This window comes from Thalassospira sp. MCCC 1A01428 (assembly GCF_002115825.1).
Taxonomy (GTDB): Bacteria; Pseudomonadota; Alphaproteobacteria; order Rhodospirillales; family Thalassospiraceae; genus Thalassospira.
Map to the genome: position 1 here is coordinate 1 of NZ_JFJZ01000055.1, position 23778 is coordinate 23778.

Below are 23778 nucleotides of genomic sequence, written 5' to 3' on the forward strand. Positions count from 1 at the left end.
AAGGTTTGATATCAGCCGCACCCCGGTGCGTGATGCAATTCGCCGCCTTGAAAGTGACGGGCTTTTGATTCATGTGCCGCGCCACGGGGCCGTAATAAAGGAACTTGATCATCGCGAAGTGATCGAACTTTATGAAATCCGCGAGGTGCTCGAAGGTACCGCAGCACGTTATGCTGCGCGTCACGCATCAGAGCTGGAAATAGCCGAGCTTGAGGATTTAAACGAGCTGATGCTTAAAAACAGCCATGATCAGGTAAAGGTCGCTGAAATTAACCGGCTGTTTCACCAGGCGTTATATCGGTCTGCAAACAACCGTTATTTGATTGATGCGCTTAATTCCCTGTCAAATTCAATGGCGCTTTTGGGCGGCACAACGTTGCAATATGACGGGCGTCCACAAAGTGCATATGACGAACATAGCGAGATTGTTGAGAATATTCGCAATGGTAATGCCGATGCAGCGGATAGCGCTGCACGCCTTCATATTCGCAATGCGCAAAGATTGCGCATGAAACTGTTGCGCAACACCCAGCAAGATAATCCGCAATTGATGCCATAATATTGGTGCGGGCAATGAAGATGCTGTGTTTAAACGAGCATGCCAGTAGTTGACCAAGCAGGATTACCTTGGCGCATTTCCCGTTATGATTACGCGAGTTAAAATCGAAATCGTGTGCATCGGCTGAGATTTCGGTGTTTTTTTTGCGAAACTCAGGTTGGGTTGCGTATGGTCAGGGCTACATGACCTATGCGCACAGTTTGGACATAGGTCTTGTTTCAGGTTTCGCTATGTTCCTGGGAACCCCGGCAAAGGTCGGCTAACTTTTAGAATTATCCGCTAAAATCCGGGGGATAATTTTCGGTGTCATTGAATGTAGTTTTGTTAATTTTCGCAACTTCATGAACCGTAATGTCCGTCAATATTTTAATGGACCAGTTAACAAGAGGGTCGCTTTCCAGTCGTCTGGGCCAGATCATATAAAAAGTGACGGGTTGGAGTGCTAATGGCAGCTTGCGATGAACAAGATTGAAATGACGAATATGCGCCAGGGCGGTGACATATGGCATTGTCGTTACGTAGTTACTTTGCTCGAGTACAAAACCTGTAATGCCAAAACCCGACAGATAGGCTGAAAACGGCAATTGATAGCCGGTACGTTTCAGGGCTTCGTCAAAGTTCGTGCGCTGCTGAAACATATTTGAAAAAGCAAAAAAGCTGTATTCTTTCAAATGACACAGTTCAATTTGTTCGCGTGAAGCAAGTGGATGGTTTGGCGACATCACGGCAACACGGGTATCGGAAAATAAACGTTCGGCATTTATGCGTTTGGGAATGTCACGGAAAAGACCAATCGCTATATCGATCTGTTTGTTATCGATCTGGTCCGGGTCAAAGGCACCATGTACAGGATGCAACCGGGGAATAACCTCGGGTGCTTTTTCAGATAAAACACGCAACAACGGCCCGGCCAGCACTATTTCGAGATGTGCGCCGAGACCGATATTGATGACACCGGTCGCCTGGGCCGGGTTAAAACTTTCTGGCGCGTGAAAAGCGGCCTCAAGTGTTCCCAATGCTTCGCGAACTGTTGCGTGAAGTTCAAGGGCGCGCTCGGTTGGCTGAAATTGGCCCTGGTTCCATACAAGTAGCGGATCGGTAAATATCTCCCTTAATCGTGATAGATCCCGACTAACGCCAGGTTGTGTTTTGTTGAGCAACTGGGCTGATTCAGTCGCAGATCCCGTGCGCATCAAAACATCAAAAGTGACGAGCAAGTTCAGATCCATGCGGCGAAGGAAAGGCATCAGGTCTGCATTCACGAGCTTCTCCCATGGTTTTTTATCAATATACCAGTTTTGGTATAGTTCGTATTTATAATATTTATTCGCTATGGCCGATTTCATCTGCCACGCTTCTCAGGCCGGAAAAATGAAACTGTTTAAGGGAAACAGGAAGCAAACGGCAGGCCGAATGGTTTGCCAACATCCAGACGGGAGGAAAAATGAAAAATCGTTCCACAGCACTGACTGCAGTCTTTGCCACTGCCGCTGTTTTGATGGTAGCGCCTATGGCGCAGGCACAGGATGCCTTGAAATTAAAAATTCAAACTGCCGCAACAGCCAGTCATTTCAGCTTGCGTTATCTTAATGAAAACTGGACACCAAAACTTGCAGAAATGACTGAGGGGCGCATTACCATTGAATTGCTGCCAAACGGGGCGGTTGTCCCCCATCGTGATACCCCGGATGCCGTTTCAATGGGCATACTTGACGGCGATTATACGTCGGTCATGTATTTTGCCGGTCGGGACCCGGCCTTTGCCCTTATGGGGGATTTGACGGCCGGTTACGACAGTGCAGATCAGACACAGGCATTTTGTTCGATTGGCGGCGGACGAGAAATGCTGCAAAAGATCTATGACGAAGAAAACCTTGATGTTCACGTTGTCGGATGCGGGGCCTATTCCCGGGAATCTTTTGTCTCGAAAGTGCCTATTCGCGGTGTCGCCGATCTTAAAGGCAAGAAAATTCGGGCACCCGAAGGGTTGGCCTCTGCCGTCTTTAAGGCAGCCGGTGCGACGCCGGTAGCGATCCCGGGCTCTGAAGTCTACACCTCGTTGGAGAAAGGCATCATTGATGCGGCGGATAATTCCGCCTACTCAAATGATAAAGCTAATGGAATGCACGATATTGCAAAATATCCGATCTTCCCTGGCATTCATTCAACGCCTTTTCAACAGTTTACAATTTCCAATTCTGTGTGGGACGGCCTTTCCAAGGCAGACCAGGAAATTCTGACCGTGTGGTACGAAGCCGCGACAAATGATCTTCGGCGTGCGGTTGACCAGCATGACCGTGAACTTGTTGCGATTGACCGGGCTGGTGATGATATCGAAGTCATCGATTGGTCGCAAAAAGATCGTGATGCCTTCCGGGAAATTGCCATGGGTGAATGGAAGAAATTTGCCGCAGGCTCGAAACTGGCGGGAGAGGCCTACGATACTCATGTGAAATTCCTGAAAAGTATTGGTCTTCTGGCAAACGATTGACGTGCTGGCCCGGGTGACGAATTAACACATCCGGGCCGTCTTCGTTGCCTGACCAAGGGAAGTTTTTGACCCCAACAGGGTAGTTTCAGAAATGAGTGATGCAGCCGCTTCACAAAGCCGCGACTATGAAGAGCACAGTCTCGACGGTTACGAAAACAAAGCACAAACCCGTAGCGGTATTATTGATCATCTAAGCCGTTATAGCGGTATATCGATTTCGGTTCTTATTGTTGTTGCGGCTTTCGCTACTCTATGGGAAGTCGGGTCTCGTTATATTCTGCACGCCCCGACTGATTGGGCCTTTGAAGTGGTGATGACCCTGATCGCCGCATCATGGATGTTTTCTGCGGGTTATATCACTTTGAATAAAGGGCATATCCGCATTTCTGTGCTGAGTGATATTGCCCCGCCCCGGATACAGCAATGCCTTGAGATTTTTGGCATGGTTGTGGGCATTCTGGCTCTGTTTCTGCTTTTAAGTGATGCATCGTTCCGCGCTTATGGTGCCATTGCAAAACTGGACCGTACCGGCAGCGCCTTTAATTCACCCTTGCCAACACTGACCAGCGCGTTCCTTGCCCTTGGTGCAGCATTGTATTTGATGCAGTTGATGGTCAATTTGCATCAAAGCCTGGCATCGGGTATTGGGAAATCGCTGGTTAAATTTGTTGCCTTGTTAATGGCTGTATATTTTGTTGCCGGCTTGGGTGTGGCGATCTTTGGGGATACCAGTCCTTTTGCCATCATAACCGAATTTGCCAGCAATATTGGCAAGGCACTTGATCCCTCCAAAGCCCTGGCGTTACGCAAGGTTGATCTTGGCACTCTCTCGATCATTATGGTGCTTATGCTCATCAGCCTGATGATGACAGGGATGCCGCTCGGGATTGTTACCCTCTTTGTTTCAGTAATTATCGCGATTGGCTTTTTTGGTCCGCGCGGCCTGTATCTTGTTTCAACCAATGCTGCGGGAATGCTGGAGCATTATACCCTGGTTGCGGTGCCGTTTTTCGTCTTGATGGCAGCCATTCTTGAACGCTCTGGCGTTGCCGAAGATCTATTTGATGCCATGTCGGTTCTTGCCGGTAATTTGCGGGGGGGTGTCGCCATTCAGACGGTTGTCGTGGCGGTTATTCTTGCGGCCATGTCTGGTGTCATGGGGGGCGAAATTGTCATGCTTGGCCTTGTGGCCCTGCCACAAATGATGCGCCTTGGCTATGATCGGAAACTGTCTATCGGTCTGATCTGCGCATCCGGGGCGCTGGCAACACTTATTCCCCCGTCGATCATTATGATTGTTTATGGTTTGTCTGCCGAAGTTGGCATTGGCCAGCTCTTTATTGGCGGGATCGTTCCTGGTGTATTGCTGGCATTCTGTTACGCCGCATATGTTTTTATCCGGGTTAATCTTAACCCGAAGCTTGCGCCAACTGCTGCCGAAGCCGTTCAGAACGGGCTTGTACCTGTTAGAAAACTGGGGCGCCAAAAGCTGATCTCTGTTGCGATGGCGGTTATTCTTATTTTCTGCGTTATGGGTTCTATTTATGGGGGTATTGCTTCGGTCACCGAAAGCGCGGCTGTTGGTGTTGTAGGGGCTCTTCTGATTGCATTTTTGCGTGGGCGTCTGTTTCGCACCAGTTTGCTTGGTGACACGCTGGTTTCGACCATGTCGATGGTCGGAACCATTATGTGGCTGATTCTGGGTGCTATTTCTTTTGTTGGTATTTTTAACCTTGTCGGGGGCGGGGACTACCTGCGTGAGATGTTCCTTGATCTTGGGTTGCCAGCACTAGGTATCGTCATCGCCATGATGGCCGTTCTTCTGGTTCTGGGCACTTTCATGGAATGGATTGCGATCGTTCTTATTACCGTGCCGGTCTTTGCGCCTGTGGTCGTTGCTCTTGCGCCGGATCTTGGTCTTTCTCCAACAGAAGCCAAGTTGTGGTTTGGCATCCTGTTTGTTCTCAATATCCAGATTTACTTTTTATCACCACCGTTCGGGCCAGCCTGTTTCTGGTTAAAGTCAGTGGCGCAAAAAGAAATTACGCTTCAGCAGATTTTTGCGTCGGTTTTGCCATTCATCGCCATTCAGTTCGTGGTTCTGTGCCTTTTCATTGCATTTCCTGACCTCGTATTGTGGCTTCCCGACCTGCTGTCACACTAGCGCCGGGATATAACAAGGAACCGTTCATCATGAGCAATCCTGAAAACAAACAGATATATCAGCCGTATGGTATCTGGCCCTGGGTGACAGGCGTTCTTCTCGCCTTTGTCCTTGTTGTTATTCTTTTTGCGGGTGCCGGGGGCATCTGACAAATCCGGGCGACCTATTTATCGTCCGGATTGCGATCTCTGAAAGAAAAAATGCTACAGTCATCAATTGAACAGCGCGATATTTCCCTTCGTTTGCGCGGAATGGGTTCATTCCATATCGGGGGAAAAGTTGTTGAACTTACCGATGGGGAGCCACGGCAGGTCCAGTTGACGCGTACCGGGCGACCCGCGACCATCGACCCCAACGGCAGCTATGTTGTCGGCCAGATGTATGTGCAATATTTTTTGCCTGATCCTGCCGTTCAGAAATTTCCATTACTGTTTTGGCATGGCGGGGGGTTAACAGGGGCGTGCTGGGAAACCACACCTGACGGGCGGCCAGGTTTTCGGGATATTTTTCTACGCGCTGGTTGGGATGTTTACGTCAGCGATGCCGTGGAACGCGGACGGGCGGGGTTTGCGCCAATCCCCGATGTTTGGGAGCCCCCGATTTCGCAAACCATCGAAACCGTTTTTGAACGATTTCGTTTCGGGAAATACCTTCCAAACGGAAAGACCTTTTGCGCGCAGGATTATGCATTTCATAAAATAGCTTTCCCGATGAATTCTATCGAACAGTTTGCAGCACAAATGGTTCCCCGGTGGACGCAAACCGACGATCTGATTATTGAAGCTTATCTTGAGGAATTACGCAAAGTCGGGCCGGGGGTTATTATCGCGCATTCCCAGGGGTGTGTTTTTGCCCTGGAGGCTGCAGCCCGTCACCCGGAACTGGTTTCGGCGTTGGTTCTGCTTGAACCGGCTGCGATCTCTCATGTTGCAACCCTGGCTACTGAATGGCCTGTGCCGACATTGATTGTTCTTGGTGACCTGATTGAAAAAAATGCCAGATGGATAAGAATGCGTGAAGATATTCGAAATTTCGCCGGCAATTTCCCATCGGTTGAAATTATGTCACTGCCGGAACGCGGAATTTATGGAAACAGCCATATGTTAATGATGGACACGAATTCTGCCGATGTCGCAGCAGTGATTCAGACCTGGCTGGAAGGTTTGCCTGTATGATTGGATTTACCTTTGGTGAAAATCCCGCCAGCTGCGCCTGAACGATCTGTATTGGTGTTATTCTTGAGTGTATCACGTGGAATTCGGGGTAAAGATAAACACGATTGTCATGCTTTAGCCTGAAAGACGCAGAACAGTGACGCAATAGCCCGATCACACGGTGTTGGTTTCTAGGAAGTGGGTGTTTCATCAGCTTCGATAGAAAAACGTGTTCCGGCTTTGTTGTGGATGATTTGTTCAAGGTCTTCTAGCGCGCCAATCGCGGCAAAGCCTTTTTTTGTTGCGGCAAAGCTGTTTGCGGCCTCAATTTTTGGGCCCATCGAACCGGCAGCGAAATCGACTGGGTCCAGGGTGCCGGGTTTTACATGGCGGATGGCCTGTTGTTGTGGCGTTCCAAAATTCAACATAACAGCGTTAACATCGGTAAGCAGGATCAGTCCGTCGGCATTGACATCGTGGGCCAAAACCGACGAGGCACGGTCTTTGTCGATCACCGCCTCGACACCCCGCCATTTACCATTTTTATCCTTGGTAACCGGAATACCGCCGCCCCCCACCGCAATAACAATTGTGCCGCTGGCTGACAGGGTTTCGATTGAACGTTGCTGTAAAATGCGTTTGGGCAGCGGCGAGGGGACAACACGGCGTTTTTTGCCGCCATCATCCACCATCGACCATCCCCATTTGGCTTGTAATACGCGGGCCTCGTCATCGGAATATTGCGGGCCGATTGGTTTGGTCGGGTGTTTGAAGGCAGGGTCGTCAAACCCTACCTCCACTTCTGTTAAAAGTGTTGCAACATCGCGTTCGGTCGGCAGATTGTTACGCAGTTCGGTTTCCAGAAGGTAACCAATCATGCCTTCGCTTTCGGCATCCAGCACATCCATCGGATAGCCCTCTACTGCGCGATATGTGGCGTTTTGCAAGGCGATTAATCCAACTTGCGGGCCATTGCCGTGGGTAAGGATAATGTCGTGCTCGCCCGCCAGCCGGGCAATGCCAGATGCCACCGCGCGAATATTTTCCCGCTGGTTTTCGACGGTCATTTTCTGACCGCGGCGTAACAGGGCGTTCCCGCCCAGGGCAATGACGAACCGCATGATTTTCAGGCCCCCATTGTTGCCACAAGAATGGCTTTGATGGTGTGCAGGCGGTTTTCGGCCTGATCAAACACGATGGAGGCGGAAGATTCAAAAACCTCCTCGGTGACTTCCATACAACTGATGCCAAATTTTTCCTGTATGTCCTTGCCTGCGGTGGTGTCTGCATTATGAAATGCAGGCAGGCAATGCATGAATTTGACAGCCGGGTTGCCGGTACGTTTTAAAAGGGCGTCGTTGATTTGATAGGGGGTTAAAAGACGAATACGGTCTTCCCAAACCGCGTCATCCTCGCCCATGGAAACCCAAACATCGGTATAAACAAAATCGCACCCGGCAACACCTTCGTCAATATCATCGGTGATGGTGATTTTGGCCCCGGTTTGTTGGGCAATTTGCCGGGAAGTTTCAATCAGCTCTGACGATGGCCAGCAAGATTTTGGCGCGCATAAGCGCACATCCATGCCCATTTTGGCCGCACCAATCATTAGCGAATTGCCCATATTGTTGCGTGCATCGCCAAGGAAACAGAATTTCACGCTATTGAGCGGGCCTTCGAAATGTTCACGCATGGTCAGAAAGTCGGCCAAAATTTGTGTCGGATGAAATTCATCCGTCAGGCCATTAAAGACGGGCACACCAGACCATTGTACCAGTTCTTCAACCGAACTTTGGGCGTAACCGCGATATTCGATGCCGTCATACATGCGGCCTAAAACCCGTGCACTATCCTTAACCGTTTCCTTATGGCCGATATGCGAACCGGTTGGCCCCATATAGGTTACAAGCGCACCCTGGTCATAGGCGGCGACTTCGAAACCCGATCGGGTACGGGTTGAATCTTTTTCAAAAACCAGAACGATATGTTTGCCGGTTAGCCGGGGTTGTTCGGTGCCCGCCCGTTTTGCAGCCTTAAGATCGGCTGATAATTGCAGTAAATAGCCAATTTCGGCCGGGGTGAAATCAAGCAGTTTTACAAAACTGCGACCTTTTAGGTTAAAAGCCATTTTCATTTTCCTTGATCAGACTGTTATGCGTCACGTTCGATGGGGCAGCTCATGCAATGGCTGCCACCACGCCCGCGGCCAAGTTCGGATCCTTCGAGGGTGATTACTTCGACGCCAGCTTTGCGCAGCAGTGTGTTGGTATAAACATTGCGGTCATAGGCAACGACGACCCCGGGTTCGAGGGCCAGAACATTGTTGCCATCATCCCATTGCTCGCGTTCGGCTTCGTATGAGTCACCACCGGTTGGTACAATGCGCAGTTTTTTAAGGTCCATCGCGCTGGCAACGGTTTCAACAAAAGATGTTTTTTCCGCACGCACATCAATGGTGCCTTCTGCCTCACCGGGCCGAATAGAGAACGCCTTGATGCGGTCAACAACATTGGGGAACGTCGTGACCAGGTCGCGGTCGCAGAAAGAAAACACCGTATCAAGATGCATGAAGGCCCGGTCACGCGGGAAGGCAGCGGCAATGACACGGTCGACTGCACCTTGACGAAACAGTTCGCGCGACAGCGATTCAACGGCTGTGGGGGTAGAACGTTCGCCCATGCCGATCAGAACCGTCCGGTGGCCAATCGGCATAACGTCGCCCCCTTCAAGGGACAGTCCTGCCTGGGCTTGTTCGTTTTCGCCCCACCAGATCGAAAAGTCACCATCGCGAAACATGGGATGAAACCGATAGATCGCCGCCATATTCATGGTTTCCTGACGGCGTGCGGGCCAGTGCATTGGATTAAGGGTAACACCGCCGTAAATCCAGCAAGTGGTATCGCGGGTGAATAGCTGGTTGGGCAGGGGCGGTAATACAAAATCATGCGGTTCCATCAGGGCGATGGGCAAGCTGGCACTTTTGAAGGGCAATTCGGCAACGGCAATGCCACCGATCAGATATTCGGCCAGTTGCTCTGCGGGCATTTCCCCAAGCCAGGTCATCATTTCGTCGCGTAGAACGGCACCGAGATGTGCGACAGATAGCCGTTTGTCCAAAAGCCATGCACGGGCGTTTTTGTCTGCGACCGTGTCGGATAACAGGTCTTGGACCAGATGGACCTTTATGCCGCGGCTTTGCATTTCATCGGCAAAGGCCTGATGTTCCTGCCGGGCTTTTTTGACCCATAAAATATCGTCAAACAGCAGTTCCTTGCAGTTTGCCGGGGTCAGACGCCGCAGCGACAGGTCAGGGCGATGCACGATGACCTGGCGCAGTGTGCCACATTCGGACTGAACAGAAAATTTTGTCATTTTACGCGGCCTTTCAGATGGAAACAGAGGTTTTGAATTTCTGTTTGGTCTTGGTTTGGCTAGGCTTCACGCACCACATAGGTGTGATAAACCACACGGCCGGTGCTATCGTGTTCTTTGTAAATGCCCTGAATTTCGTATTCAAAACCGGGGAAAAGATTGTCGTTTTCCTCGAACATTTTGAAATAATCCAGTTGCGGGCGGGTTTGTTCTGAATAGCGTTCACCGGGCACCATCACGCCAATTCCCGGTGGATAAACCACCGTCAGGGTTGCGGCGATGCGGTTTTCCAGCTCGGAAATCGGGATGTAATCCACCTCGTTGGCCACAAGGGCGGCATGTGCCTTTTGAGGAGACATTGCCAATTCTGGAAAATGGTCGAGTTCAAATTGCTGGCGTTGCAGGGATGGCAGGTTGTGCCCTTTGAAAAAGGCGTGCATTTCCTTTGCCAGCGTCTGGATGCTGACAGTGCCGTATCTTTCCGGATAGGCCTTAACCTTGGCGGGCATCATTTTTGACAGCGGTGCATCTTCATCAAACAGTTTTTTGAAGTCACATAACGCCGATAGCAGCGTGCCTGCCTTGCTGCGTTCAATTGCCGGGGTGACCAGAAACAGGATGGAATAAATATCGTTCTTTTCGCAGACAATGCCGCGTTCGCGCAGGAACTGGGCCAATAAGGGGGCCGGAATGCCCAATGGGGCAAAGTCGCCGGTTTCTCGATCAAATCCGGGCATTAACAATGTCAGCTTGTTGGGGTCGGTCATGGCGAGGCCGCTGGCCATATCGCCAAATCCGTGCCATTTGGCACTGGGGGCCAAGGCCCATGCCGCCGGGTTCCGTGCCAGTTCGGATGTGTCAACATCTTCCCATGCCTGCTGCACGCCCGGGGTGTCCGATAGTGAAATTTTGTCCGGGACAAAAGGGTCAAAAAACCATCCGCCATCGGCTTCGTAGCGGCGTTTGTAAAACCGGATTTTTTTGCGAATTTCAATTGCCGTGCGGATGGCCTGATCCCACAAATAGGTGCCGTTTGGCCCCTTCATCATTTGTGCGCCCACATCAAGCGATGCAAAAAGCGGATAAAATGGCGAGGTCGAGGCGTGCATCATAAACACCTCGTTGAAGCGCCGATGTGCGACCAGCCGTTTCTGATTTTGAATATGGCTGTCTTTGATGTGAATTTGCGATGCCTGCGAAAAACCGGCCAGCTGTTTATGGGTTGATTGCGTGGCAATCAGGCCCGGGGCATCGTCGTCAAGGTTTTCAAGTCCCATGGCAAAATGGTCTTTAAACAGGGGGTGGAACTTCATGAAGCCAGCCCAGGCTTCATCAAACAAAATATAGTCGCACAGCTTGCCAAGTTTTTCGATGATCTGGCGAACATCGTAAATTGTGCCGTCATAGGAACAATTTTCAAGTATGGCCAGGCGGAACGGGCGTTCGCGTTTCCAGGCATCGGGGTCATTCACCAAGGGATGGTCCTTGATGCGCTGGCGCAGTTCATCTTCTTCTAAAGCGGCCATGTCCATCGGCCCGATAAGGCCATAGGAATTGCGAACAGTGGGAATGTAAACCGGAATGCCACCTGCCATCATCAGCGCGCCGTGATGCTGTGATTTATGATTATTGCGGTCAAACAGCACAAGGTCGCCGGGGCTGATCAGCGCACCGGTGGCAATTTTGTTTGAGGTGGAGGTGCCATTGAGGACAAAATAGGTGCGGTCTGCCCCGAAAATTTCGGCAGCCTGCCTTTGGGCTTCAAGGGCGGGGCCTTCGTGGATTAAAAGGTCACCCAGTTCTACCACTGAATTGTCCAGATCGGTGCGGAAAATGGCCTCGCCCATATAATCAAAGAACACCCGGCCGACCGGACTTTTGCGATAGAACATACCCCCTTCGTGTCCGGGGCAGGTCCAAACTTCGTTTCCGGCCTCGGCATAGTCCAGAACCTTGCCAAAAAACGGAGTTTTGTGCTGATTGGCATATTCGTGAAAATGGCGGGCAACGAACTTGGCGATGAAATCGGGCGTGTCTTCTTCAAGGTAAATCACACCGCGCACACGTTCGATCAGGCCCGGGTCCAGTTCGGACTTTCCTAATTGGGATGCCAGCACAAACACCGGTGGCGACAGCCCCATAATGGCAAGTTGGTCGAGAAAGCTGTTAAGCCGGGTTATTTCTTTTGCGGTTTGCCCGGCGATCAGGAAACAGCCAAAGTTGACATCGCGGGCAAGCTGTATTTCTGCTTCCTTGATGCTGGTTGTCCGAACAACCTTGGGACCCAGTTTTTCAATTTCCGAAAGTATTTCGCTTAAGGCTGTGTTCTGTATGTCGTGATCGTGGCTTTCGGGTTCTACAACCAGAAACTTAAACAGGTCATAAAAACTCATTTTGATCGCCTTTCAAAGGAAGGGGCCGGGGAAGACCAATAGGCGCGGTTCATTCCGGAGAGCTGCTTGCAACACCTCCGGAACGAACAGGTATCAAAGCCCGATATCGCCACTGGCAAACAGATAGATTGCGATAAGCGCGGTCAGGGTCATGAGAACGGCAAAGATTTTTTCGACGGCGTGAAATACCGGTGCGTCGGGTTCCCAACTGCGCCGCGCCCACCAAAAAACCGGAATGCCCAGGGCATAAACAATCGTCGACATCAGGAAATAAACCGGTCCCGCAGCATAGAGAAGCCACAGGCTGTAAATTGTTCCTAATACAGCCGTTGTAATGGCCGCGTTACGCGAAGAAATGCCTTCTGTCTTGAATTGTGGGGCAAAGGCCAACTTGCACAGATAAAGGGTGCTGGCAACATAAGGCGGCAACACCATTACACCGGTAATGCTGATCAGGAAAATCCAGGCATCATTGGCAAAAAGGACAACAAAGATTGTCACCTGCATAACGATGCTTGAAAGCCATAATGCAGGGGCGGGGGTGTGCTGTTTGTTTTCGTGCGATAGTGATTTGGGAAAAACACCATCACAGGCCGCTGCAAACGGGACTTCGGCAACCAGAATGGTCCAGGCTAGCCAGCAACCCAGAACCGAAATCAGCAAACCCAGATTGACAACGACAGCCCCCCATCCCCCAATGATCTGATCAAGGATATAGGCGCTGGACGGGTTGGGAAGCGCGCTTAACTGTTCTTGTGACATGATGCCAAAGGGCAACAGCGAGATCAGCGCATAAATGGTCAGGCTGGCGATCAGGCCAATAAGCGTGGCACTGCCGACCATTTCAGGTTTGCGTGCCCGGCCCGATATGACGACGGCACCTTCAATGCCGATAAACACCCACAATGTCACCATCATGGTGCTTTTGACCTGGTCCACAATCGGGCCTAATCCCTGGTCCTTGCCCCAGGCATCAAAGGTGAACTGGTCCCAGTGTGCGGCGATGGCTGTAACAATCAGGATCAGGATGATCGGAACGATTTTGGCAATGGTTGCAACAACATTAAGCGAGCTTGCCTGTCGCACACCGCGTAAAACCAGAAAATTCATCGACCAGATTAGCAACGACCCGCCAAGAACAGATTGCCAGTTACGTCCGTCGCCAAAAACCGGCCAGAAATAGTTCAGGGTTTGCATGACAAGAACAGCAAAGGCAACGTTGCCAAATGCCGCCGAAAGCCAATAGCCCCACGCCATTTCAAAACCAACGAATTTGCCAAAACCGTGCCGGGCATAGGCATAAATGCCGGTATTAAGGTTGGGTTTTTCATCGGCAAGAATGCGAAATGAATTTGCCAGAAAATACATACCAACGCCGGTGACGACCCAGGCAATAAACACGGCGATCAGGCCTGCCCCTGACGCCATGTTCTGGGGCAGATTAAAAAGACCGCCGCCGATCATTGAACCGATAACCACAGCGACCAGCCCTGCCAGCCCCAGCTTTCGGGATTCAGGGTTTGTGTTTTGCGTAGCGGGTTTGTCAGTCATGGAAAACTCCCTTGATCATGCTCATTTCCCGTATGTTTTGCGTTGGGAAATGATGGTTCCGGGTCGATCAGGCACCGGATTTGTTCAGGACATAGGTGTGATAGACCGGACGGCCATCGGCATCACGCTCTGTTTCGACCCCATGTGTTTCGTGTTCGAAACCGGGGAAACGGGCATCAAATTTTTCCATTGCTGACAGATAATCGAGGATGGATTTTGAAGACCGGGTGATTTTTTCACCGGGCATTAAAACCGGAATGCCGGGCGGATAAGGGACAATCTGAACGGCCAAAACCCGATCCATAATTTTTGAGACCGGCAATCTTTCGACATCACCGCGAACCATTTGGTTATAGGCATCACGGGGTGTCATCGCGGCAACGGGCAGTTCCATAAATGCCGCATCAAGATGGTCGAGAAGGGCGGTTTCTGCCAGAAATGCATGCATTTCAGATGCAAATTCCTTAAGGCCAATGCCCTGATAACGTTCAGGGTATGTTGTGGTCAGGCTGGGGATAACATCGCCAAGCGGGGCATTTGAATCATACGCATCTTTGAATTCCAGCAGCGCACTGACAAGCGAACCCCATTTGCCCTTGGTGATGCCTATCGAAAACAGGACCAGAATGGAATAGGGCTCGGTCTTTTCAACAACGATGCCGCGCGCATCAAGAAATGCCGACACAATGGACGCAGGAATGCCGTTTTCCGCAAGGCTGCCATCGGCATTAATGCCCGGTGTTAACAGCGTCACCTTGATCGGGTCGAGCATGCAATAACCAACCCCAAGGTCGCCAAAGCCATGCCATGTGTCATCATCGGCATTTAGCGCCCAAAGTTTCGGGTCGGTGGCAAGCATGTCGGGGTTGGCATCCACAAACGATGCGGTGCCCGCATGTTGGGGCTGCCAGGTTTCAAACCACCAGTCATGACTGTTTTTGCCCAGAATTTCCTCGCCGATACGACCAATTTCCTGACGAAAATCAATGGCCTCGCGAATGCATTCGTCGGTTAATGCCGGGCCGGCATCGTGCATCATTTTTGTTGAAATATCGGTCGATGCCATGATGCTGTATTGTGGCGAGGTAGAGGTGTGCATCATGAAGGCTTCGTTAAACAGGGCAAAGTCAATTGGTTTGCGCCCCTGACGCACATGAACCATGGATGCCTGAGACAGGGCTGCCAGCAATTTGTGGGTTGATTGGGTGGCGGTTACCGTCGGGTCCGACGTTTCGTGCGGTTCGTCATGCATGCCGAACCGTCCGGAATAAACCGGGTTAAAACGGGCATAGCCATACCATGCCTCGTCATAATGAATGCGATCAACGCTTTGACCCAGAAGCTGCGTTGTGGTTGTAATGTCGTAACATAATCCGTCATAGGTTGAATTCGTCAGAACCGCCAGCACCGGTTTTTCCCGGCCTTTTTTGACCAGCGGATTGGCCTTGATTTTGGCTGCGATTGCTTCCGCTGTCATTTCTTCACGCGGGACGGGGCCGATGACCCCGCGATGGTTGCGGCGTGGCATCAGATAGACAGGTACAGCGCCGGTCATGTTCAAGGCATAATTCAGCGATTTGTGGCAGTTTCGGTCCACCAGAACCACGTCACCATCGGTTACAAAGGCATGCAGGACCATTTGATTGCTGGCCGAGCTTCCACCTACGGAAAATACCGTGAAATCCGCCCCGAATGTTTTTGCGGCGAACTGTTCGGCTTCCTTTAAGGCGCCTGAATGGTCATTCAAGGAGCCCAACTCGCCTACCGAAACCGAAAGGTCGGATCGGAGCATTTCTTCGCCGTAAAAGTTTAGAAAGGCACTGCCCACGGCCGTTTTACGAAAGGCCGTTCCGCCGGTATGCCCGGGCGTATGCCACGAATATTCGTGGACCTTGGCAAAATTGGCCAGTGCCCCGAAAAAGGGCGGTAGAACAGTATCAAGATAGCGGTGTGCGGCGGCAACAATGCGCCCGGCAATAAAGGCGGAGGAGTCTTCAAACAGCCAGATATAGCCTTCGGTTTCTTTTAAAAGTGCAACGGGAAGGCGGCCAATGGCCATGCGCGATGTTGCGACAAAAACTGGCAGGTTGCGGCCATGGCGCCGGATCGCATGGACCAGTGTTTCAAGCTGGTTAAGGTTATCGGTTTCGTGATCCAGCCCTAATATCGCGCAGCTTATTTGCGGTGTCGCGGCGATATAGGCGGCACCCTCGGCGTCGCTGTGGACAAGATCAACGGTTAACCCGGACAACGTAATGTCATCAACAAGTTCCCGCGCCCGGTTGGCCAGCGGGCTGTCAGTATCATTCGTGCCTGTAACAATTAAAACGGGAAATTTCTGCCCGAGGTGAGGGGGCATTGGCGTGTTGTGCATGGGGATTCTTCCGTGGGGCTGGAGGAAGGCATGGCGAGTGGGGTTAGAATGATGCACGGCAAGTTATTGTTACCGTTAAAGTCATTCCATTTCTGTGACGTATATCAAATATTATTAAATTAACTGATTATAATTAAAATGCAACTTCTTCCTGCTGCGTCATACAATCATGCATTGAGTTTGTTTTTCGAATTTGCGACGTATGACCTGTTGCTGCGAGGTCGTTGACATTGGCGCATCAGATCTTGGTAACCATATATAATGGCCTAACGACGCCGATGCAGAGCAAAGGCTAGAGAGATACAAGCGGGAATAAATCAGTTAATGCGGGCGGAGCACTTGCCAATTCAAACTTCAACCTGATATCTCACCAAATATCGTCTCATCTCTTTATAGCTGTAGCCTGTGCAACAGTTCGTTATGTTACAGACCGGTAGGGGTTCAAATTCTTGGCGCCCAAAACAATTACCCTTAAGGATGTTGCTGCAGTTGCCAATGTATCCCGTGCAACGGCTGCGCGCGCATTAAACAGCTATGGATATGTCGGAGAAGAAGCCGCCGCACGTGTTTTGGAAGCAGCAGAAAAACTGGGCTATCGCGGTAACCGTGTCGCCCAGGCGCTCCGACATGGACAGTTGCCGATTATCGGGTTTGTGCCTGGTGACATTCAGAACCCTTTCTTCGCGCGGATTGCGCACGATCTTGACGTTGAGCTGCGCAAGCACCGCTATAACCTTTTGATTGCCAGCAGTGAGGAAGATGTAGACCAGGAAAAGGCGTTGCTCGACAATTTGCGCGCTCTTAATATCCGCGGTTTCATTCTGGCGCCAACATCTGGTGATGACAATCAGCACATCGCCAGACTTGCCAAAGATGGCGCACCAATTGTTCTGATTGACCGTGTCGCAAAAGACATACAATGCGACAGCATCCTCGTCGACAATGAAGGCGGTGCCAAAGAAGCTGTCGATTATCTTATTGCAAACGGTCATCGCCGTATTGCGATCCTGCAAGATGATTCGCGTATTTTTACGGCACAGGAGCGTTTTGCCGGCTATACAAAATCTTTGCAGGAACACGGTATTACCGTGGACAAAAACCTGATTAGTGTTTCGCGATCAACTGTTAAACATGCCGTCGATGCAACCATACGCCTGTTTAGCCGTCGCGACCGCCCAACAGCACTGTTCACGGTTGACAGCCTGATGACACAGGGGGCTTTGCTCGGGCTTCGCACAATGGGGTTATCGGTTCCCAGAGATGTGTCTCTTGTAGGCTTTGACGATTTTGATCTTGCCACATTCACCGACCCGCAGATTACTGTTGTTGCACAACCGATTTCCAGGATCGGACCGTTGGCAGCCGAACTGATTCTTGAGCGGATCAAGGGCTCGCAAGCGGCACCCCGGAACACAACATTCCCGACAAAACTGATTATTCGCGGATCGGTTTCAAACCCCCAAATCTGAACAATTCAACTCTCCGCCAACAACATACATCCGAAAAGCGTTCGAAAAAGTTTCTTGCCAAACGGAAAATCGTGTGGCTAACTTTGCGTATGAGATCGATCTCACTTTTCGCAAGCGCAAACCTGTTTCTCTTTTTTTAAGAAAATATGAGATCGATCTCATTAATTTGAAAACCGGTAGAACCATCCTGAACCGTGTTGCGGCACGTATGTCGCCGTTATCACGTTCTCCGATAACCGGAACACAAGGAACGACTAAATGCTGAATTTCGACAAGGACCGCTTTCTCAAGATTCAAAGTGGTGCCGTTGCCATCGCAGAGGACGTTCGCGCCCTTATGCGCAATGAACTCGCCAATGGCGTGGAACGGCTCTATTTCATGGGGACTGGAGGCGTACAATTGCTGACATTCCCAGCCATCGAACTTGCCCAGCGCTATTCGACGTTTCCTGTCAGCGCACAATATCCCGCTCAGGTGGTTCTTGATCCCCCTGCTGGTTTTGATGAAAAAGCGTTGGTTGTGTTGCCCTCCCTTTCCGGGACGACAAAGGAAAGCGTCGAACTTCTGGCTTTTCTGAAGAAGCGTGGTGTTCGCACCCTGTCACTGACAGGGCATTCTGACACACCGCTGGCGCAGGAGGCAGATTACAACTTTACCAATTTCGCCGAGGACGATACCTCGTCGGAATCTTTCTATCTTCAGACCTTGCTAATCGTTCTTGCTCTTTTGGCCGAGCGCGGTGAAATCGACGATTACGAAACCATCGTTTCCGAACTGCAAAATGTTCCCGTCCTGTTGGCTGATGCCAAGGCTGCTTATGAAGATCAGGCTGCCAAACTGGCCAAGGCCATCCAGAATGAAAGTTATCATATTTTTACCGGCGCCGGCGCTGTGTGGCCGGAAGCCCATTATTATGGCATGTGCATTCTTGAAGAAATGCAGTGGATCCGAACTCGTCCGGTTCATGCGGCGGACTTCTTCCACGGTACGTTGGAACTGGTGGAACCTGGCGTCAGTGTCTTTGTCTTCAAGGGCGAAGATGCGTTCCGCCCGCTTTCGGATCGCGTCGAGAACTTTGTGAAACGCTATACAGATCGCGTTTGGGTTCTTGATACGGCTTCGGTCGAACTGCCAGGACTTTCCGATCGGGTTCGCAGCCTGATCTCTCCTGTCGTTCTGGCAACCCTGCTTGAACGTCTTAGCGCACATCTTGAGGTTTTGCGCGACCACCCTCTGACCACCCGTCGTTACTACAAACGCGTCGAATACTGATGCCACAAAACATCACGGAGGCTTCACATGGGAAAATCAACTAAAACAATGACGGTCACAATGACCGCGCTGGCACTTTTTGGTCTATCCGCAACGAGCAGTTTTGCCCGTGAAAACGTCATTGCCGATCCGAATGCAAAGGTCGATTACAGCGGTACGGTGTCTATTCTGACCAAATTCGGTCTGCAACAGCTTTCACCCTATTTTGCCGATATTGCAAAAGAATATGAAAAGCTGCACCCCGATGTGACGGTTAAACTTATTCAGGAAACCGATGACAGCGTTAAAGACAAAACCAAGGCACTCGTCGCAACAAATTCACTGCCTGACATCTATTTTTCCTGGACAGGCAGTTGGGGAGGCAACTTTATTCGCGGAAAACGCGCTGTTGACCTGACCCCGGTGATCGCCCCGGACACGGATTGGGGTGGCAAAATGACACCCGCTGCAGTTAAGGCTTTCATTTACAACGGGAAATATTATGGCATCCCGTTATATCTCGACGCGAAATTCATGGGGTACAATAAGAAGATCTTCGCCGATCTGGGCTTGAAAAAACCCGATAATTTTGAAGATTTTCTTAAAAGTTGCGATGTCATTCGCCAATCGGGCATCACTCCGGTTTCCATTGGCAACAAGGAAGCCTGGCCGCTTGTTCACTATGTCGGCCAGTTGCTGGCTTATAACGTCCCGCAGGAAACGCTTGAGCAGGACTTCGATCCCGATACTGCCAAATATGACAATCCCGGCTATGTTTTAGCACTCGAACAGTTCAAGCAGTTTGAAGATCGTTGTACGGAGGGTGCGGAGATGAATGGCACATCCTACCGCTCCGCACTTCAAGCACTGACCGACGCAAAATCGGCCATGTATTATCAGGAAATCATCGAATTTGACCAGTCAACGGGCGCTGACAGCCAGTTAAAAACCGGCGATTTCGGCTTTTTTCCGTTGCCTGCACCGGAAAATGCAACCGGCGACCCCCATGCCATCGAAGGTGCTCCTGAAGGATATATGATCAACACGGAAGCCGAAAATATCCCGCTGGCGATCGATTTTATGAAATTCGTCACCACCAGGGAACACGGTAAAATCCTTTCGGCACCTCCTTATGGGCAACCCAGCGCGGTTATCGGCGGTGCGGATGCATCCATGATGAACCCGTCCGTTGTTGAAGGCATGGCCGAAATCGAAAAAGCTTCGTACCTGATGCCCTGGCTTGACACCGTTAACCATCCCCGCGTTGCCGCAGCATGGTTGTCCAGTTTGCAGGCCCTGGCTGGTGGATCAATGACCCCGCAGGATGTCATGGGAACAGTCCGAGAGGCCTCAAAAGCCGTAGCAAAGTGAGGTCAGGATGACACCCTTTCCTGAAAATATTGAAAGCGGCGCCTTAGGATATGGCGCCGCGACCCGCGGGCTGCCGGAAGCCGAGAGCACTTTTCATTTTTACATGGGTAAAATACTGTCATTACGCTGGGCTCTTCTTGCACTCATTGTTGTTGGCTGGTTCGTCTATTTTCCAATTATCGACAATTTCAGGGTCAGTACGACCAATCAGGACATATTCACCGGTGAACTTACCAATGTCGGGTTTGCAAACTATACCAGGTTGTTCCATGACCCAGTGGTATGGCAGGCGCTTTGGAACAACTGCCTGTATGCGATCCTGTCTATTGTTTTTCAGGTCTTCGGCGCGTTTATGGTTGCAGCACTTATTGAAGGGCTGGGGAGCGTTCGCTGGCGGAATTTCTGGCGTGCCATCTATTTTGTTCCTTCTGCCATCTCGACCACGGTCACAGGCCTGCTGTTTTACTTCATCTATCAACCCGATCTGGGCCTGCTTGATGGTGCATTGAAATTTCTTGGACTTGAACAGCTTTCGATCCCGTGGCTGGGCAACGAGCACACGGCAATCTACGCGATCATTGCAATGAGCCAATGGCAGGGATTTGGCTATTCAACATTGTTGTTCACCATCGCGATCCAGAAAATTCCCAAAGAACTTTATGATGCCGCAATTATGGATGGTGCGGGGCCGTTGCGTCGCCTGTTCAAGATTACACTACCCATGACCCGTGAAATGACCGGTCTTATGACCATCGTTACTATTACCGGCGCCTTTCAGGTTTTTAACGAAGTAATGGTGATGACGGCGGGCGGCCCGAACAACAGCAGCCAGGTTCTTGGAACCTGGCTTTATCAACAGGGCTTCATTCAAAACGACTTTGGCTACGGTGCCGCAATTGCCGTTGTGATCTTTGTTGTCACGATGATCTGTGGGGCAGCACAGCTTTGGTATACCAAAAGCCGGAGAGTACAGTCATGAGCAGTACGACTTTTTCCCCGCCACAGACTGAACACGCAAATGCGTGGGCCGTCATCGCCAAAACTTTCCTACTGGCGTTTCTGGTGTGCCTGGGCATCATCGTTTTATATCCGTTATTCTGGATGGCATTGAGCGGTTTCAAGTCCAACTCGCAAATCTTTAACCAGCCTTTTTCGTTTCCCGATAACTGGTCTCTCGATAATTATGTTGCCGCGTGGAACCAGGGTGTCAGCACCTTTTTAACCTCCAGCCTTCTGGTAACGATCGCCTCGACCATCTGTACGATCTTTATCAGCGCATGGACGGCCTTTGGCCTGACCAGAACAAAAATGCCGGGAAAACCGCTTGTGATCATGTTTGTTCTTGGCGGCATGATGTTAAGCCCGACAGTCGCGGTTATACCGTTGGTGCGCATGTTGCAGTCGCTTGGCCTGTACAATACGCATTGGGCACTGATCATTCTTTACACTGCCTTTCGCGTTCCCTTCACGACCTTTCTGATCCGTGCCTATATGCTTGAATTGCCACGTGATCTGGATGAAGCAGCCATGATGGATGGTGCCACTGAAGGTCAGATTTTCAGAAAAATCATGCTGCCCTTATGTCAGCCCATCATCGTTTCATGTGTGATTTTACACATCCTGTTTTCATGGAATGAATATCTGTTCGCGATGATTTTCACCAGCGACGTCAGTGTTCAAACCTTGCCGGTCGGCTTGACATCCCTGATGGCAAAGCATGGCACAAATTATGCCCAGGTGTTTGCCGCCATGACGATTTCGGCCCTGCCTATTGTGATCATTTTCTTCGTTATGCAACGCTACTTCATTCGTGGCCTGACAGAAGGTATCGGCAAATAATTCTTCTCCAGACAGGAGCCATTCCCAATGTCGCAACTTACGTCCCGCCAGCTGATTGGGGCCAATTTCAGCTTTCAACATTTTCCTTTTGAAAAGGTCGCCGAAGTGCTGCGCGATTTTGGTTTCAAGGAAATAGAATTATGGGGCATTACCCCGCATCTCGATCTGTTCCATGGCGATGATAGTCGTGTAAAACAGGTGCGTGAAATTCTGGTCGAACATGGCTTGTCAACCTGGTGCTACACACCAGAACAGGTAATTTATCCGATCAATATTGCTGCCGGTGACCCCGTATTGCGGCAAAAAAGCATCGATCTTTTTTATCGCGCTGCTGATATCGCCGCTGATCTGGGGGCCAAATATCTCTTTTTGACATCCGGGCGCGGTTTTGAAACCGACTGTATCGAGAAAGCCTGGGAACATTCGGCCCATGCAATTGGCCAGATTGCTGATCATGCCAGACGGAACGGCTTGCGCTGCCTTCTTGAACCGTTGCAACGGGTTGAAACTAACCTGATCACGGATGCGCGCGGTCTTGAACGTATGCTGAATGACGTGTCACGCGGCAATATTGACGTTGTCCTTGATACGGTCGGAATGGCAACAGCTGGCGATACTGTATCGGATTATTTTGAAAAATTCGGCGACCGGCTTGCGCATATTCAACTGGTCGACGGTACACCGAACGGTCATCTGGTTTGGGGTGACGGCAATTTGCCCCTTGGCGACTATGTGACGGAAATTGCGGGCTTCGGTTATAAAGGGAAAATATCGTTCGAACCATTTGGCAATGGTAGCTATGCACTTGATCCGGTCACGGCTCTTAGCCGAAACCTTCAGGCGATCTCGCCGTATCTTTACGATTGCGCGGTGTCGGCATGATGTCCAACACATCCCCCAAACTGATTACGGTCGGAGATAACTGCCTTGACGTTTATCTGACCAAGAATGTCATGGCGGTTGGCGGCAACGCATTGAACGTTGCCGTACAATGGACACGAAAAGGATGGTCCGCCCGATATTTCGGGGCGGTTGGCAAAGATAGCGAAGGGGACGTCATTGTTGACGAGATTACCCGGATCGGCCTTTCAAACGATGATGTCGAGCGCCTCGCCGGGGATACCGCGGTAACCCTTTTGCAGGAAAAAGCCGGTGATCGCCGCTTCCTGCTCGAGGATCTCGGGATTGGTGAAAATTACCTGCCGTCAGTCAGCCGCTACAAGGCCCTGATTAATGCTGACTGGGTCCACCTTGGAACGAATTCTTCGCAACAACTGGTCCGGCAACTTGTCGCTGACGACATCGCCTTCAGTCTTGACGTCTCGACGTCTCATTTTGCCATATCACTTGTTGGTGTTCCTTTGGTTTTCGCAGCCGGGCCGGAAAACCCCGACGAACAGGTTGCGCCAATCATCGCGGCACTGCGGCAGGCAGGAGCAAAAAATGTCGTTTTGACCTGCGGAAAGCGCGGCGCTTATTTTGACGATGGCGCAACCATCTGGCATGCACCGGCCGAAAAGATCGATGTTGTTGATACATGTGGCGCTGGCGACAGCTTTATTGCCACCTTCATCACCGCGTTCTGCTGCGAGCATAAATCTGCCGAAACAGCCCTTAAGGAAGCCACAGCCTCGGCGGCGGAAACCTGTCTGCATCAGGGCGGGTTCCCCCAGAAACTTCGTCGCATACCGGCATGGCTGTTTCATAAATACGCCAAAGTTATTACGTCCGCGGAGGACTGCTGACATGTCAAAAATTCAACTTCGCTTACCTAGGGTCTGAACCCAATT

The 23778-nt window shown here is 50.8% G+C and carries 18 protein-coding genes; 11 read left to right on the plus strand and 7 right to left on the minus strand.

Going from position 1 to position 23778, the window contains the following annotated elements:
- Positions 1 to 559, plus strand: a 559-nt coding sequence (locus THS27_RS23260; protein WP_085594976.1) for a GntR family transcriptional regulator, incomplete at its 5' end; no start/stop codon positions are given.
- 272 nt (positions 560 to 831) lie between these two features.
- Here THS27_RS23260 and THS27_RS23265 read toward each other — a convergent pair.
- Entirely contained in the window at positions 832 to 1905 is a 1074-nt protein-coding gene (locus THS27_RS23265; RefSeq protein WP_085594978.1) for a LysR family transcriptional regulator, read from the minus strand.
- Positions 1906 to 2003: 98 nt separating this feature from the next.
- On the opposite strand from THS27_RS23265, the gene THS27_RS23270 reads away from it, so the two are divergent.
- The 3 genes from THS27_RS23270 (at position 2004) to THS27_RS23280 (ending at position 6389) form a co-directional block, all read left to right on the plus strand.
- Complete coding sequence (locus tag THS27_RS23270; RefSeq protein WP_085594980.1) at positions 2004 to 3050, plus strand: TRAP transporter substrate-binding protein; 1047 nt, start codon at positions 2004 to 2006, stop codon at positions 3048 to 3050.
- A 91-nt stretch (positions 3051 to 3141) separates the two neighbouring features.
- The gene (locus tag THS27_RS23275; protein ID WP_085594982.1) at positions 3142 to 5214 is read left to right on the plus strand and encodes a TRAP transporter large permease subunit; all 2073 of its coding nucleotides are present in this window, start codon (positions 3142 to 3144) and stop codon (positions 5212 to 5214) included.
- A 200-nt stretch (positions 5215 to 5414) separates the two neighbouring features.
- Positions 5415 to 6389 (plus strand): alpha/beta fold hydrolase, encoded by a 975-nt coding sequence (locus tag THS27_RS23280; RefSeq protein ID WP_085594984.1) that lies wholly within the window; start codon positions 5415 to 5417, stop codon positions 6387 to 6389.
- 170 nt (positions 6390 to 6559) lie between these two features.
- On the opposite strand, the gene arcC is transcribed toward THS27_RS23280, so the two are convergent.
- The 6 genes from arcC to THS27_RS23310 form a co-directional block, all read right to left on the minus strand.
- Entirely contained in the window at positions 6560 to 7489 is a 930-nt protein-coding gene (gene arcC / locus THS27_RS23285; protein WP_085594986.1) for a carbamate kinase, read from the minus strand.
- Between the two features lie 5 nt (positions 7490 to 7494).
- Positions 7495 to 8496 (minus strand): ornithine carbamoyltransferase, encoded by a 1002-nt coding sequence (gene argF, locus THS27_RS23290; protein ID WP_085594988.1) that lies wholly within the window; start codon positions 8494 to 8496, stop codon positions 7495 to 7497.
- Positions 8497 to 8519: 23 nt separating this feature from the next.
- On the minus strand, positions 8520 to 9740 hold the full coding sequence (gene arcA / locus THS27_RS23295) for an arginine deiminase (protein WP_085594990.1): 1221 nt from the start codon (positions 9738 to 9740) through the stop codon (positions 8520 to 8522).
- 59 nt (positions 9741 to 9799) lie between these two features.
- Positions 9800 to 12133, minus strand: a complete 2334-nt coding sequence (locus THS27_RS23300) for an Orn/Lys/Arg decarboxylase N-terminal domain-containing protein (protein WP_085594992.1) — start codon at positions 12131 to 12133, stop codon at positions 9800 to 9802.
- Between the two features lie 93 nt (positions 12134 to 12226).
- Entirely contained in the window at positions 12227 to 13684 is a 1458-nt protein-coding gene (locus THS27_RS23305; RefSeq protein WP_085594994.1) for a basic amino acid/polyamine antiporter, read from the minus strand.
- 67 nt (positions 13685 to 13751) lie between these two features.
- Entirely contained in the window at positions 13752 to 16058 is a 2307-nt protein-coding gene (locus THS27_RS23310) for an Orn/Lys/Arg decarboxylase N-terminal domain-containing protein (protein WP_085594996.1), read from the minus strand.
- Between the two features lie 449 nt (positions 16059 to 16507).
- Between THS27_RS23310 and THS27_RS23315 the strand changes: the two genes are divergently transcribed.
- From THS27_RS23315 to THS27_RS23345, 7 genes are all read left to right on the plus strand, one after another.
- On the plus strand, positions 16508 to 17527 hold the full coding sequence (locus THS27_RS23315) for a LacI family DNA-binding transcriptional regulator (protein WP_085594998.1): 1020 nt from the start codon (positions 16508 to 16510) through the stop codon (positions 17525 to 17527).
- 258 nt (positions 17528 to 17785) lie between these two features.
- Positions 17786 to 18799, plus strand: coding sequence for an SIS domain-containing protein (locus tag THS27_RS23320; protein WP_085595000.1), 1014 nt, complete (start codon positions 17786 to 17788; stop codon positions 18797 to 18799).
- Between the two features lie 27 nt (positions 18800 to 18826).
- Positions 18827 to 20149: an ABC transporter substrate-binding protein gene (locus tag THS27_RS23325; RefSeq protein WP_085595002.1), complete on the plus strand. Its 1323-nt coding sequence runs from the start codon at positions 18827 to 18829 to the stop codon at positions 20147 to 20149.
- A 7-nt stretch (positions 20150 to 20156) separates the two neighbouring features.
- The gene (locus THS27_RS23330; protein WP_085595004.1) at positions 20157 to 21128 is read left to right on the plus strand and encodes a carbohydrate ABC transporter permease; all 972 of its coding nucleotides are present in this window, start codon (positions 20157 to 20159) and stop codon (positions 21126 to 21128) included.
- Positions 21125 to 21988 (plus strand): carbohydrate ABC transporter permease, encoded by an 864-nt coding sequence (locus THS27_RS23335; protein ID WP_085595006.1) that lies wholly within the window; start codon positions 21125 to 21127, stop codon positions 21986 to 21988. Before THS27_RS23330 ends, THS27_RS23335 begins: the two co-directional genes overlap by 4 nt.
- A gap of 27 nt (positions 21989 to 22015) precedes the next feature.
- Positions 22016 to 22870: a sugar phosphate isomerase/epimerase gene (locus tag THS27_RS23340; RefSeq protein ID WP_085595008.1), complete on the plus strand. Its 855-nt coding sequence runs from the start codon at positions 22016 to 22018 to the stop codon at positions 22868 to 22870.
- Complete coding sequence (locus THS27_RS23345; protein WP_210402997.1) at positions 22867 to 23733, plus strand: PfkB family carbohydrate kinase; 867 nt, start codon at positions 22867 to 22869, stop codon at positions 23731 to 23733. The genes THS27_RS23340 and THS27_RS23345 overlap by 4 nt, the downstream gene beginning before the upstream one ends.
- Positions 23734 to 23778 lie beyond the last annotated feature (45 nt).

Excerpts from the sequence above, each read along its gene's own strand:
- THS27_RS23265 (WP_085594978.1), bottom strand. The coding sequence starts at position 1,905 with ATGAAATCGGCCATAGCGAATAAATATTATAAATACGAACTATACCAA.
- THS27_RS23270 (WP_085594980.1), top strand. The coding sequence starts at position 2,004 with ATGAAAAATCGTTCCACAGCACTGACTGCAGTCTTTGCCACTGCCGCT.
- THS27_RS23275 (WP_085594982.1), top strand. The coding sequence starts at position 3,142 with ATGAGTGATGCAGCCGCTTCACAAAGCCGCGACTATGAAGAGCACAGT.
- THS27_RS23280 (WP_085594984.1), top strand. The coding sequence starts at position 5,415 with ATGCTACAGTCATCAATTGAACAGCGCGATATTTCCCTTCGTTTGCGC.
- arcC (WP_085594986.1), bottom strand. The coding sequence starts at position 7,489 with ATGCGGTTCGTCATTGCCCTGGGCGGGAACGCCCTGTTACGCCGCGGT.
- argF (WP_085594988.1), bottom strand. The coding sequence starts at position 8,496 with ATGGCTTTTAACCTAAAAGGTCGCAGTTTTGTAAAACTGCTTGATTTC.
- arcA (WP_085594990.1), bottom strand. The coding sequence starts at position 9,740 with ATGACAAAATTTTCTGTTCAGTCCGAATGTGGCACACTGCGCCAGGTC.
- THS27_RS23300 (WP_085594992.1), bottom strand. The coding sequence starts at position 12,133 with ATGAGTTTTTATGACCTGTTTAAGTTTCTGGTTGTAGAACCCGAAAGC.
- THS27_RS23305 (WP_085594994.1), bottom strand. The coding sequence starts at position 13,684 with ATGACTGACAAACCCGCTACGCAAAACACAAACCCTGAATCCCGAAAG.
- THS27_RS23310 (WP_085594996.1), bottom strand. The coding sequence starts at position 16,058 with ATGCACAACACGCCAATGCCCCCTCACCTCGGGCAGAAATTTCCCGTT.
- THS27_RS23320 (WP_085595000.1), top strand. The coding sequence starts at position 17,786 with ATGCTGAATTTCGACAAGGACCGCTTTCTCAAGATTCAAAGTGGTGCC.
- THS27_RS23325 (WP_085595002.1), top strand. The coding sequence starts at position 18,827 with ATGGGAAAATCAACTAAAACAATGACGGTCACAATGACCGCGCTGGCA.
- THS27_RS23330 (WP_085595004.1), top strand. The coding sequence starts at position 20,157 with ATGACACCCTTTCCTGAAAATATTGAAAGCGGCGCCTTAGGATATGGC.
- THS27_RS23335 (WP_085595006.1), top strand. The coding sequence starts at position 21,125 with ATGAGCAGTACGACTTTTTCCCCGCCACAGACTGAACACGCAAATGCG.
- THS27_RS23340 (WP_085595008.1), top strand. The coding sequence starts at position 22,016 with ATGTCGCAACTTACGTCCCGCCAGCTGATTGGGGCCAATTTCAGCTTT.
- THS27_RS23345 (WP_210402997.1), top strand. The coding sequence starts at position 22,867 with ATGATGTCCAACACATCCCCCAAACTGATTACGGTCGGAGATAACTGC.